At 43.1% G+C, this 13,278-nt stretch carries 9 protein-coding genes; 4 read left to right on the top strand and 5 right to left on the bottom strand.

Annotated features, from left to right (window positions below; translation table 11 throughout):
• Positions 1-40 precede the first annotated feature (40 nt).
• The gene (locus D7V32_RS10350; RefSeq protein ID WP_120402807.1) at positions 41-697 is read left to right on the top strand and encodes a glutathione S-transferase family protein; all 657 of its coding nucleotides are present in this window, start codon (positions 41-43) and stop codon (positions 695-697) included.
• Positions 698-733: 36 nt separating this feature from the next.
• Here D7V32_RS10350 and phoR read toward each other — a convergent pair whose 3' ends face one another.
• The 3 genes from phoR to D7V32_RS10335 all read right to left on the bottom strand — a co-directional run bounded on the left by phoR (position 734) and on the right by D7V32_RS10335 (position 3,728).
• Entirely contained in the window at positions 734-2,092 is a 1,359-nt protein-coding gene (gene phoR, locus D7V32_RS10345; protein ID WP_120402806.1) for a phosphate regulon sensor histidine kinase PhoR, read from the bottom strand.
• A gap of 9 nt (positions 2,093-2,101) precedes the next feature.
• A complete protein-coding gene (phoB, locus tag D7V32_RS10340; protein WP_120402805.1) occupies positions 2,102-2,812 on the bottom strand; it encodes a phosphate regulon transcriptional regulator PhoB in 711 nt (236 codons plus the stop codon).
• Positions 2,813-3,035: 223 nt separating this feature from the next.
• Positions 3,036-3,728 carry a TetR/AcrR family transcriptional regulator gene (locus D7V32_RS10335; RefSeq protein WP_120402804.1) on the bottom strand — a complete coding sequence of 231 codons (693 nt, stop codon included), beginning with the start codon at positions 3,726-3,728 and terminating at the stop codon, positions 3,036-3,038.
• Between the two features lie 226 nt (positions 3,729-3,954).
• On the opposite strand from D7V32_RS10335, the gene D7V32_RS10330 reads away from it, so the two are divergent.
• Positions 3,955-4,791 carry an SDR family NAD(P)-dependent oxidoreductase gene (locus D7V32_RS10330; RefSeq protein WP_120402803.1) on the top strand — a complete coding sequence of 279 codons (837 nt, stop codon included), beginning with the start codon at positions 3,955-3,957 and terminating at the stop codon, positions 4,789-4,791.
• 171 nt (positions 4,792-4,962) lie between these two features.
• On the opposite strand, the gene D7V32_RS10325 is transcribed toward D7V32_RS10330, so the two are convergent.
• Both D7V32_RS10325 and D7V32_RS10320 read right to left on the bottom strand, forming a co-directional pair.
• Positions 4,963-6,330: an MATE family efflux transporter gene (locus tag D7V32_RS10325; protein WP_120402802.1), complete on the bottom strand. Its 1,368-nt coding sequence runs from the start codon at positions 6,328-6,330 to the stop codon at positions 4,963-4,965.
• Positions 6,331-6,463: 133 nt separating this feature from the next.
• Positions 6,464-7,618, bottom strand: a complete 1,155-nt coding sequence (locus D7V32_RS10320; protein WP_120402801.1) for a methionine aminotransferase — start codon at positions 7,616-7,618, stop codon at positions 6,464-6,466.
• A 194-nt stretch (positions 7,619-7,812) separates the two neighbouring features.
• Between D7V32_RS10320 and D7V32_RS10315 the strand changes: the two genes are divergently transcribed.
• Together D7V32_RS10315 and D7V32_RS10310 are read left to right on the top strand one after the other, a co-directional pair.
• Positions 7,813-11,073: a type VI secretion system Vgr family protein gene (locus D7V32_RS10315; RefSeq protein WP_120402800.1), complete on the top strand. Its 3,261-nt coding sequence runs from the start codon at positions 7,813-7,815 to the stop codon at positions 11,071-11,073.
• Between the two features lie 11 nt (positions 11,074-11,084).
• The gene (locus D7V32_RS10310; protein ID WP_120402799.1) at positions 11,085-13,271 is read left to right on the top strand and encodes a LysM peptidoglycan-binding domain-containing protein; all 2,187 of its coding nucleotides are present in this window, start codon (positions 11,085-11,087) and stop codon (positions 13,269-13,271) included.
• Positions 13,272-13,278 lie beyond the last annotated feature (7 nt).

Below are 13,278 nucleotides of genomic sequence, written 5' to 3'. Positions count from 1 at the left end.
CTGCAATATTTATAAAAACATGCGAAGAGAGACTTAAAATATGCTGACGCTGCATCATTTGGAAAAATCCCGTTCATTTCGAATTTTATGGGCTTTAGAGGAATTGGCGCTCGATTATGAGCTGAAGTATTACCGCCGTCAGGCTGACTATTCTGGGGCGCCTGAATTAAAATACGTGCATCCTCTGGGCAAAGCGCCAGTGCTGCAGCACGATGATGCAGTGATTGCAGAATCTGCTGTGATTTTAGAATATCTGCAGGAAACGTTTGATACAGCATCATTATTTAAGCCCGCGGATGAGAAATTTCGGCAGCAGTACCGTTACTGGATGCATTATGCGGAAGCCTCTTTGATGCCGTTGCTGGTGATGACATTGGTGATGGAAAAAATGCCCAGCCATGTGCCTTTGCTGGTTCGCCCTTTTGCAAAAAAAATTTGTGATGGGGTAAGAGACGGTTTTGTAGGAAAGCGTTTGCCTGCACATCTTCAGTTTTTAGAACAGCATTTCAGCCAGTATGAATTTACTGCAGGCAATTTTAGTTTTGCCGATATTCAGATGAGTTTTCCAGTCCTGGCTGTACAGGAGCGTTTGCGCGGACAATGGAAACATATTGATGCTTATGCAGCGCGTATTCAGGCAAGGCCTGCTTTTCAGCGCGCATTAGCCAAAGAGCGTGCGCTGGAAAAGCGCAATTAGATGAAAAAACGGGCATCTGCCCATTTTTTATGTTGCTTAACTCACGCGGTAGAGGCGTTCTTTAGGGAAAATGACCTTAAACAAAGAGCCTTGGTTTTCTTTAGACTCAATTTCTAAATAAGCCTGATGCTGCATAAGTACATGTTTCACAATGGCAAGACCGAGGCCAGTGCCTCCTGTTTGACGGCTGCGGGCACTGTCTACACGGTAGAAGCGCTCAGTCAGGCGCGGCAAATGTTTGGGGTCAATGCCGATGCCTGTATCCTGAACGGTAAAACAGCCTTGTTCGCCATCATCATGCCAGCCAATGGTCACTGTACCGCCTTTAGGTGTGTATTTAATGGCATTGGTAATAAGGTTGCTGAAAGCGCTGGCCAATTCAATATCTGAGCCAATCAGGTCACAGTGGCTGTCAATCTCTAAATTCAATGTATGGCCATAATCGACATTGTAGGCATGTGCATCGTCATACAGCTGATTCATTAGGCTTGGCATTTCAATGATCTGATTTTTAGCAATTTTCTTTTCATTTTCCAAGCGTGACAGCAAAAGTAGGTCATTGACCAGTGCATTCATGCGCCGTGTTTGCGCCTGCATTTGGTCAAACGCGCGTTTCCAGCGCGGATTGAGGTCTTCTTGGTCGGTGAATGTTTCGATATAGCCGCTGAGTACGGTTAACGGTGTACGCAGCTCATGCGAGATATTATCGACAAAGTCTTTGCGCATCTGTTCCAGATTGTGCATGCGTGTCACGTCATATGCCACCAGCAAACGGCTTTCGCCGCCAAAACGGGTCAGCTTGACCTGTACATAATGATCTTCCAATACTGAAGATTTCATTTTCAGGCCGTCTGGCGCCATGTTCAAATTGTTGAAATATTCAATGAAGCTCGGCTGGCGCAAGATTGTTAAAATATTGCGTCCGCGGTCCAGTTCCTGAAAGCCCAGCAGCTGCTGCGCAGCAGGGTTCCACCATTCAATTTGATGCATTTCATCAATCAGCACCACAGCTTCAGCCAAAGCAACCAGTGAAGACTGTGCCCGGTCGATCAAGCCGACCATTTCCGCCTGAACAATACGTTCCTGACGCTGGGCGCGGTAGACATTGAACAGCAATGCGCCCCAAATGCCATTTAAATTTGGCGGCACATCATAAGGGCGGTTAGAAATCCAGTCATTGACTAAATACAGTGAGCGCAATTGCAGCAAGAAAAATACAGCAAATGCGATACCGATAAAAATCCAGAAATACCCAATGCCAAAACCGATGAGGCTTGCAATAAGCAGAAAAAAAGCAAGCAGGCGCAAATCCTGCTTGGCAAATGTCCATAAGCTGCTGTAACGGAATTTTTTATGTTCGCTGGCTAACTCAGGGACAGGGTAGGGTTCGTACATAAATTTGAATTAACCTAAAACTGTATCCGCGCGGGTGGAGAAGCGGTAGCCTGTGCCGCGGACGGTTTGTACAAAACGGTCTGCATTGTAGGGTTCAAGCACTTTGCGCAAACGCCGGATGTGTACGTCAATGGTGCGGTCTTCGATGTAGACATTGCCGCCCCAGACTTGGTCCAGCAGCTGAGCGCGGGTATAAGCGCGTTCAGGATGAGTCATGAAAAATGCCAGCAGGCGGTATTCAGTTGGGCCCATTTCTAAAATATGTTCGCCAAAGCTGACGCGCTGGCTCATTGGATCTAGGACAAGGCCATTGGCATCAATGGTTTTTTCGCCGCTGAGCGCATTTGAACGGCGCAGCACGGCTTTAATGCGTGATACCAGCTCACGGGTAGAAAATGGCTTGGTCATGTAGTCATCTGCACCGGCATCCAAGCCTTGCACTTTATGATCTTCTTCACTGCGTGCCGTCAGCATGATGACTGGAATTTCAGATAAGGTTTCATCGCGTTTTAAACGGCGGCACAAATCAACACCGCTGACGCCGCCCGGCATCATCCAGTCCAGCAAAATTAATGCAGGGCGCTGGTCAACAATCATTTGATGCGCCTGACGTGCATCTTCAGCTTGCTGACACTGAAAACCTGCCATATCTAAAGCGGTATGGATCATTTCCCGAATTGGGAGTTCATCATCAACAATTAAAATGTAGTCATCTTTCACAGCGCAATACCCTATTCATGGTTGTTAACGGCTGACCGTCTTATCTTTATGACAGGCTCATTACAAAGATTAATTATGACAGTATCATTGCAGTTGTGTGTATAAACGCCATTTTTGCAAACTTTTGTCACAAATTATTGGGTATGGTTTCAGCAGCGTTACCTATTTTTATGCTTTTCGGGCATTTTATATGCGTCAGCGCGCTGCCTGATGAGGTGATATTTTACATTTTTGCTGCAGATGAATTTTCTGAAAATGATTCCAGCAATGCTAAAAAAACGATGCTGCATGATGATAAAACTTCTTCTTTAGACTGCTTGAATCCGCTCATAACCCAACGGATGGCAATTTGTGTAACGTAGCCGTTTAAACCTGTCGAGACAAAAGAAATTTCGCTTTCTGAGCGGTTGATATGAGGCATCATCAGCATCACAAAAGCTTGAATCATGCGGTCAAAACGCGACATGGTTTCATGAATTGTGGCCTGATTATGCAGTTCTTGCACCAGCATGGCATCGACATAAATAATGCGCGCCATACGCGGATTATTTTTTAAAGTGGTCAGCAGGGCATTTAAGCCAGCTTCAATCATTTTTTTAGGATCTGCGGATGCCTGCATGATGGCTTGCATGACATTTTGCTGCAGCTGATCGATCAGCTGCAGGAAGATGGTTTGGAATAAGTTTTCGCTCTTTTTAAATGACTCATAAAAATAACGTTCGGTCAGCTTGGCTTCATTGCAAATATCTTTCACTGTGACCGAGAAAAAGCCATGTGTGCCATAGGCTTCGATTCCTGCCTCAATCAGTTTTTCACGGCGCTGCTGTTTACGTTCGGTCAGTGAAAGTCCTTTAAATTGCCGTTCTTTAGTCTTTTTTTCTGTCACTGCTTTCACTTCTGTATCTGATTCAGTCATTGGTAAAGTGTGCTCACGCTTATTCCATTTGTCTGTAATCTTAACAACAAAATCAGTTTTGACCTATGGCTGCTTTTTGTGAATGTCTGGTCAAGACTGAGTCCTAAGATGATATTGACAATATATATTGTCAAAACTATATTGGGTTTGAATCTGCGGCACTTATAAAAATGATGATATTTGTTTGAGTGTTATGTGCAGGAATAAAATAGCAAAGGGACAACAGATGAAAAATTTTAAAAATAAAGTCGCAGCCATTACAGGTGCAGGTTCAGGTATTGGACAGCAGTTAGCTGTTTTGCTGGCGAAGCAAGGCTGTCATTTATCTCTAAGTGATGTAAATGAACAGGGTTTAGCAGCAACAGCAGCATTGGTTAAAGACAGCAATGTCCGTGTAACCACTAAAAAAGTCAATGTGGCTAAGCTGGAAGAGGTTCGTGCCTGGGCGCAGGATACGGTGCAGAATCACGGCTCTGTCAATATGATTTTCAACAACGCCGGCGTGGCATTGGGTTCTACCGTTGAAGGCGCAAGCTATGAAGAGCTGGAGTGGATTGTTGATATCAATTTTTGGGGTGTTGTGTACGGCACAAAAGAATTTTTGCCGATGATCAAGAAAACTGGCGATGGCCATATCATTAATATTTCCAGTCTGTTTGGCTTAACTGCGCAGCCGACTCAGTCTGCTTATAATGCGACTAAATTTGCGGTACGCGGATTTACTGAATCATTGCGTCAAGAGCTGGATATGGAAAATGTAGGCGTGAGCGCGCTGTGTGTTCATCCGGGCGGTATCCGCACCAATATTGCCAATGCAGCGAAAATGAATGACAGCTTGAAGAGCTTAGGCATGCACCCTGAGAAGTCGGCAAAAGCATTTAATAAGCTGCTGCGCTGCCCGCCAGAAGAAGCGGCGCGTCAAATTTTAGAAGCAGTGCAAAGAGATAAGCGCCGTCTGCTGATTGGCAATGATGCGAAAGCATTGGATTTAATTCAGCGTGTATTGCCGACGGGCTATCAAAAAATTACTGCTTTGGCGACAAAAATTGGTAAAAATAAGTAATATTAAAAACTTAGATTTACATTTTTAAGTAAAAAGTCCGCGTATTGCGGGCTTTTTCTTTTTGTTTAAAACTGTTTTTAATGACTGCATAGCCGAAAAGCCGTATCGAAATATCCATAGGTTGACAGCATTTAATTCATTTCAAAGCTGATCAATGTTTCAGCCGAGCTGTCAGATCAGCGAGGTTATGGTTTTTTTCTTCCAGACAAACTGATAATACAGCCCTTGCATGAAGCATAAACTGACAAAGGCGAGGGCGTAGGCATACCAGATGCCTTTTAAGCCCCACCATTCGCTGAATAGATAAGCGGCTGGCACTTCAATCAGCAAAATGGCGGCAATATTAATTATCATGGGAACAGTGACCGTTCCGCTGGCGCGCATAATGGAAGCAAAGATGGCGCTGGCGCCAAAGAATAGAATGGACCACAGTACAATGAACAGCAGCTCTTGTCCTAAAATGACGACTTGAGGGTCTGTAATGAATAGCGCCATTAAATACTTGGAGAATAAATAAGCCAAAATAACCAGTGTGCCAGTAAATAGAATATTCATGCCTAAGGCAGTACGGTTGACCTTATTGAGCAGCTCAGATTTGCCTGCGCCAATCGCTTGGGCCGCAAAAATAGAGGCTGCAATAGCAATCGAAAGCGCTGGAAACTGAATATAGTTCAGTACCTGATTGACCGCGCCATATGCTGCGGTTGCATCTGCGCCATAGCGGTTAACCAGTCCAACAATTACAAGGCCGGCAACAGAAGTGGTGACCATTTGAATGCCTGTCGGAATGCCTAAACGTAAAATAATTTTGCTTAATTCGGGCTGATAGCGGATTTGGCGCAGCAAAGCGCGATCTGGGCGCAGCGGATGATTTTTTTGATTTAAATAAAAATATAAAAAAAGCAGCGCAATACTGAAACCGATGGTTGTTGCAATAGCAGGGCCAACGATCCCCAATTTTGGAAAGCCGAATTTACCCATAATCAGCACAGGCGTAATTATGAGCCCAGTGATAATAGTCATGCCTGAAGCAATCAGCGGCGTGGTGCTGTCACCGACACCGCGTAAAATGGAAGTATAAATAATATAAATAAACAGCAAAGGGCTGCCAGCCAGCATCCATTGCACATAAGGGACAGAAAGATGCAGAACCTCTGGGTCTGTGCCTAGAGCCAGTAAAATATGTTGAGCAAATATAACGCCTAAAAAAGCAATCAGCGTACCGCCAATGAGGGTCATAAACAGCGTAGAGCCAACGACCCCTTTTACTTTATCAATATTCTTTGCGCCCCATGCCTGTCCGACCAAAACGGTTGCGCCTGCAGAGAGCCCAATAACGAAGGCCATTAAGCAAAATAGAATAGGGAAAAATACCGAGACTGCCGCAATTGCATGTACGCCGAGCATCTGTCCGACAAAGACTGTATTTACGGTGCCTGAAAGGTTTTGCAGAATATTGGTGGCGATGAGAGGGATCAGAAAAATCAGAAAGGATTTCCAAAGTTTTTGCTGAGTATCAAAAGGCCGATTTTCGGTCATTTGCAATCCTGTGCCGTATTTTTATATATAGTGACTTTATATACTGACATTAGCAGGTATTGCTTAAAAAAGCCTTAGTTGATGCGTAACTCAGGCTTTTTATTTTGATTAAGCATTTAGAGGCAGCAGAGCCTTATACCTTCGATAAAATTGCTCCCGCCTGTATTAATGTTTCATCTTTTTTGGCAAAACAAAGACGGATTAAACGTAAATCTTCTGGCGGGTTTTGATAAAAAACAGACACTGGGATAGTCGCGATTTTATGCTGTTCGGCTAAGTATTTGCACATGTCCACATCATTTAGATCTGGACGGACCGCACTGTAATCCAAGTTTTGAAAATAAGTGCCTGACGATGGGGTGAATTGGAAGCGCGAATGCTGTATGCCTGCATTAAACAGATCGCGTTTGGCCTGATAAAAACCTGCAAGCTCTGCAATATGTTCAGGATGGCTATTCATAAAGTGAGCTAAGGCCATTTGTACTGGTGTTACACCGCAGAAATTGGTGAACTGGTAGACCTGACGGAACAGTGCCATTAACTCAGGCGCTGCTGCGCAATAACCAGTTTTCCAGCCAGTCACATGGAAGGTTTTACCAAAAGAACCCACCGCAAAACTGCGTTCACGCAGCTCTGGAAACGATAATGCCGAATAGTGGCGGCGGCCGTCATAAATCAGATGTTCATAGACTTCATCTGACAGTACGACAATTTGAGTTTGTGCGACTAATGCGATCAGCTGCTGCCAATCAGCTTCAGACCAGACGGCGCCTGTTGGATTGTGCGGGGTATTGATAATAATCATGCGGGTTTTGGCATTTATCGCATGTTTAACGGCTTGCCAGTCCACATGAAAATCTGGAGCAATTAAATTGATATGTACAGGTATGCCGCCTGCCAATTTGATGCTTGGCGCATAGCTGTCATAGCTCGGATCAAAAATAATCACTTCATCGCCCGCATGCACAATGGCTTGAATGGCACTGAACAAGCCAATGGTCGCGCCCGGAGTAATGGTGATTTCTGTGACTGGGTCTAGTAGCAGCTGATCACGCTGTAAAAATAATTGGCTGAGCTGTTCACGTAAAGCCAGCAAACCATCGCCTGGCGCATATTGATTGAATCCATCCTTCGCAGCTTGCGCTAAAGCCTCCAAAAGTGCTGGCGGCGCTGGAAAATCGGGAAAGCCTTGTGACAGGTTTAAGGCATTTAAACGCTGCGCCATCGCACTCATGACACTGAAAATGGTCACGCCTTGGGCTGGAAGTTTAGATTCAAATCGAAGCATGTCTAAAGCATTGAAAAAGAGAAATAGCCAGCAGTGTAACAGTCTGCTTTACAAGCGAAAAGTCCAGATTTGTCCTTTTGTTATACGGAAAAATGCAGATAAATAGCCAGTTCTAGATAAAAACTACTAGACGAAAAAATGCGCGTTTTATAGAATGCGCGCACAAATAAAATAAACGTATAAATAAAATTAAGATGATAAAAAATATTTATTCACTCATTGAGAATCTTGGCCTCAGTGTGCAAAAGCGCGCTTTGCATATTCATTTTTCGAATGAAATTTTAAATACTCAAGTCTTTATTCAGCGCCTTGAAGGTGAGCACCGCATTAACCAAGGGCTGCGTGCAGATCTCTTATGTTTATCCACCAATGCGCATATCCCCCTAAAGCAGTTTATCGGCTGCCGTATTGCTGTAGATCAGGTCACCGATTTAGGCCAGCTGCAGCGTATGACAGCGGTGGTGACTGGCGCCAGTCAAGGCCAGAGTGATGGTGCATTGACGGTATATAAACTCACGGTTGAAGATGCTGCCGCGCTTTGGAAGAAGCGCCGGAACAGCCGAGTTTTTATGAATAAAAGTGTGCGTGAAATTACTGAAATTTTATTCAGTGAATGGCAGCAGAAAAGTGCGCTGTTTGCATCTAGCCTCAGCCTTAATACCGCTGGTTTGAGCCGTGATTATGCTGTGCGCCCATTTGTGATGCAGGCCAATGAAAGTGACTATGATTTTTTAACACGGTTATGGCGCAGTGAAGGTATTAACTGGCTGATTGATGAAACAGAACAGACTGTGCCAGTTTCCGCAGCGCCAATGCAGGCGCAGCAATTGCGTTTGATTGACCATCAGCAGGATTTCAGCGCTTTAGCCAGACAAAGCATCCGTTTTCACCGCAGCCATGCTGCCGAGCGGATGGATACCATTACCAGTTTTGTTGCGCAGCGTTATTTGCAGTCCACCGCAGTGCAGACCCAGCGCTGGCAGGCGCAGTCTTTGGCGCAAGATCAATCGAATCCAATGTTAAGCACACACTTGCAGAGTGAGCAGCAAGACAATGAAACCCTCAGTTTAGAACAGGCATGGACCCTTAGCCCGGCATGGACAACAGATTTGAATGGCGCAGATCAGGCTACAGCATCTGGAACTGGGCAGCTGGAGCAGCTGAATCAGCAGCTCAGCCAGTATCAAGCGCTGCAAGCCAAGTATTTTACTGCGCAAAGCAGCGTGCGCGATGCGCAAGTCGGCTATTGGTTCAAGCTGACGGATCATCCTGAAATTGATCAGCATGAGGGTGATGAGCGTGAATTTTTAATTTTAGGCAAAACATTTTATAACCAAAATAATTTGCCCAAAGATATCGCTGTGCAGCTGGAGCAATTGCTGCGCTCAAGCCGTTGGCAGTCTTTGGATGATGAACGTCAGGCCAATGAACTGTATGTGGTGCGCCGTACTATTCAGGTTGTTCCAGAGTATGACCCGCTGCTGCACCGTGCAATGGCCTATCCGCAGCGCGCTAAAGTCGTTGGTCCTGAAGGCGAGAGCATTTATGTCGATGCTTGGGGACGCATTAAAGTGCGTTTCGCTTTTACCCGAACGGATGACCATAGCCATGACGGCGGCGCTGGCAGCAATGACAATGATACCGACTCGGCTTGGGTGGATGTATTAACACCATGGGCGGGTGAGGGTTATGGTGCACGTTTTCACCCGCGGATTGGTGAAATTGTGGTGATTGATTTTTTTGAGGGTGATGTGGACCGTCCTTTTGTGGTGGGGCGTATTCATGAAGCAGAACGCTATCAGACCATGTTTGATGTCAAAGGCCAGCTGCCAGATACCAAAAAGCTCAGCGGTATTCGTTCACAAGAAGTGAGCGGCAGCGGTTTTAATCAGCTGCGATTTGATGATACGACTGGGCAAATCAGTACACAGCTGCAAAGCAGTCATGCAGCGACGCAACTAAATTTAGGCAATTTGAGTCATCCAAAAGACAAAGAACAAAGCAATCGCCGCGGTGAAGGTTTTGAACTGCGTACGGATGCTTTTGGTGCAGTACGCGCGGGCCGAGGCATGCTGATCAGCACCTATGCGCAGGAAAATGCGATTGCAGATCATTTGGAGGCGGCTAAAGCGCAGGCGTTGTTAAGCCAAGGTCAGGAAAGCATGAAAATGCTCAGCAGCATTGCGGTGAAACAGCAAACGGATGCGCTGAATGTCATTGGGCGTTTGCCAAAGCTGATTCAATCCTTAGAAATAAAAAGCACTTCAGAAGCATTAATGACGACCGTCAGTTTATTTAAAGATGAATTGACGCAAGATCCGCTGAATGCGTTGAAAAACTGCAAAGGTTTTATTCAAGATATCGGCGCGATCACGAAAGATGTGAAAGGCGCGGTGAAGCAGTTCAAGGCTTATTTTGAAGATGCAGAAGAAGCTTTTGATAATTTGAAAGATGTGATTGAAAACCTTGAAGAACACGGTGCAGATCAGCTGAAGGATCGGGTCGCGCAAATTAAAAAACAGCTCAAAGATGATCCGCTGAAATCGTTGAAAGAAATTGGCAAAATTGTTGAAGAGATCAAAATTAAGCCTGATGAAATGATTATTGGCGGCGGGTTTGGTCAGCCAGAAATATTTACGCCTACAAAAGCGCTGAAGCACGTTCAGGGGTTTATGGAGGGATACGCTCAAGGTTTGGAAAAGTCGCCTGACCCGCAGCAGCAGGAACAAGGCAAACTGTTTAGACAAGCTTTGATGTTATTAGCTTCGCCAAATGGCATTGCGATGACCACACCTGAAGATATTGTATTGCAAGCCTCGCAGGATGTTGCGGTGAGCGCGCAAGGCTCGGTGAATATTAGTGCCCAAAAAAATATTGTAAGTCATGCTCAAGACAAAATCAGTTTGTTTGCTGCGCAAAAAGGGTTACGTGCATATGCAGCTAAGGGCAAAGTGGAGTTGCAGGCACAGGATGACGCGATTGAGGCGATAGCCCGTAAAGTGATTAAACTCATTTCTACCGAAGATAAAATTGAATTAACAAGCCCAAAGGAAATAGTGCTTACGGCAGGCGGTTCACAGCTGAAAATCAATGGCGATGGCATATTTGCTACAACAGGCGGTAAGTTTGAGAGTAAGGCAGGGCAGCATAGTTTTGTGGGGGGAGGAAAAGTCAGTTATGACGTGCCGCAACTGCCAAATGCCCCTATTTATAGTAATAAATTAGATGTGTATGACTTATTTTGGCAGAGTGATTTTAGCCAGCTTAGTTACAAAGCTTTTATACCTGAAACGAATGCAGTAATTAGTGGAGGGATTGATGAGCATGGCCGCACTGGAAAGATTTCAACGGCTGATCCTTCAAAGGTTCAAATCTTAGTAGGTATGGATGATGAATGGGGGTTAAGTATTGATGGTTATGATGTAGATGAACTCATTGATCATAATAATAATTAAGGTAAAAAAATATGTCTAATAAAGCTTTAGCAACAGTACAAATTTTAGATGCTCTTGGAAACCCAATACCTAAGATTTACTATCAAGTTAGAAATCAGAAAACAGATCAGCATGTTGTAAAAGGTATCACTAATTCAAAGGGCTGTTTTTATGAAATTCAGCGGGACAAAGGAACGGTTTTAGATGTATATGTGAAAAATCTATTTGATGATGGTATGAAAAAAGTCAAATCTTTTACTCTGTCAAAAGATCGAATGTTAGTTAAGGTAATTAGTCCAAAATTACTTATAGATTTAAAAACTTTAGAAAATAATGGTAAACAAGGTGGTTATAAGCGCAAGACACATATAGTCCAGAACGGTGATACTTTAACATCGATTGCACAAAAGTATCAGACTACAGTTAGGGCATTAGATGTTCTAAATAAACTTGAAAATAGAAATAAAATTAGCATAGGCCAAATTATTAAATTGCCAGTTAATACGCCAGCAACAGGCAATAAAAGCAGTCAGGATAAGAAACCGCAGCCGATTAAAAAGCAGCCAGAGAAGACCAAGTCTCAAAAATCAGCACCACCTAAACATGATGAAAAGAAAGCTAATCAATCATCAGAATCTAAGTTAGATGATTATAAAAATAAGGCATTGGAAAAGCTTAATGAATGGTATGAGGATGGGAAAAAAGCTTTAACTGAAGTTATTAAAATTGAAATGAAGGAGGACAGAAGTCAGGATGGAGGTACTCCCAAATCTGATACATCAAATTTATGCAAGTCATCGCCTCAATGTATTTCAAGTGGGCAAAGTGAATTAATACGAGAAATTAATATCCGTTTAGCTGGCTTTGGCGGTGCTTTACCCACAGATCAATTTACTCCTTTAACTGAAGCTTGTATCAAACAGTTTCAGAGGGATTATATGGGGGTTCCTGAAACGGGGAAAATTTGTGGAAGCTTATTATTGGCTTTAGATAAATTCTATACAGAATATCCAGTTTCAGGGTTTATGGCAAAAGCTTCATGTAAATGTGGGAAATGTTCTGGTTATGGTAATAATCGTAAAGGAGTTACTTCTGGTAGTAATATTGCTAATGAATATCCAGGAATACATAGATCTCTAATTTGGATATTAAAATCTTTAAACTTTTATTTAAAAAATGAGTTTAAATCAAGTGGATTAGAAGTGGCATACATCGAATCAGGATATAGGTGTATTGAAAATAATAAGCAACATAAAAGAACCAGTGTTAACCATATGGGGCTAGCACTAGATATACATATAAAGAAGGACGGAGTAAGAACCAAAGAATTATTAGATATGGAATTCATTAGAAAAAAAATAATGGAAATTAAGATGGGAGCTTCAGAGCAAAGACAAACTGATAAAATATATCTTGAACCTAAAGTTTTTAATAACGGCGGTTCTGGAGCAACAACTTGGGTGCACTATGATGTTACGAGGTTCTCTCAGCCATATTTTAATGACCTTTTTTTCAAAAAGAGTGTCGCAGAATTGAATGGTGGTCCATTAGTTGAATTAGTAAAAAAAATAAATTTAGTATCGATTTTAAGTTGTTCAGGTGTATTAACTGCGGCAAGTAACAATTTAAAAACTTCTGATAAAACAATTGATGAATTGGTTGTGGAGTTGGGAAATGCAATTGCCAGTGGTGAAGGAAGTTATGAGGCTTGGAATGCAGGAGCACCTGAAGGGAAAAGAGTCAAATATGGGAAAATGAATGATTTACCAGGCACAATTACAGGAAAAACAATTAATCAATTGTTACTAGCTTCAAAAAACTATAGTTGGCAAGACAATAGGCGAAGATTTGCAACCGGAAAATATCAAACAATTCCATCAACATTAGACGCTGCAAGAAAGAGAATGAATCTCACTGGTGATGAACTTTACGATGCGAATATGCAGGAAAGAGTTTTTAAGGAACATTTATTAAGAGGACGAACTGAAATTTACAATCTTATACACAGTGGTAGCTCAACAGTTGAGAAAGCTATGATAGATGCCTCTAGAGAATGGGCTTCAATAGCTTTACCTAAAGGTAGTAAGAATAAATTTGGCGTTATTTCTGATGGTTCGGTAGGCTATCACCAATCTGGTACAAATAGAGCTAATTCACATTCAACAGCTAAGGTAAAAGAAATTTTTGACAAAATTAAAGCATATCATTCATCTAAATAGGTTTTAA

Origin of the sequence: Acinetobacter tianfuensis (assembly GCF_003611465.1) — a bacterium.
GTDB lineage: Bacteria > Pseudomonadota > Gammaproteobacteria > Pseudomonadales > Moraxellaceae > Acinetobacter > Acinetobacter tianfuensis.
This window is presented reverse-complemented; position numbering and strand designations above follow the sequence as displayed.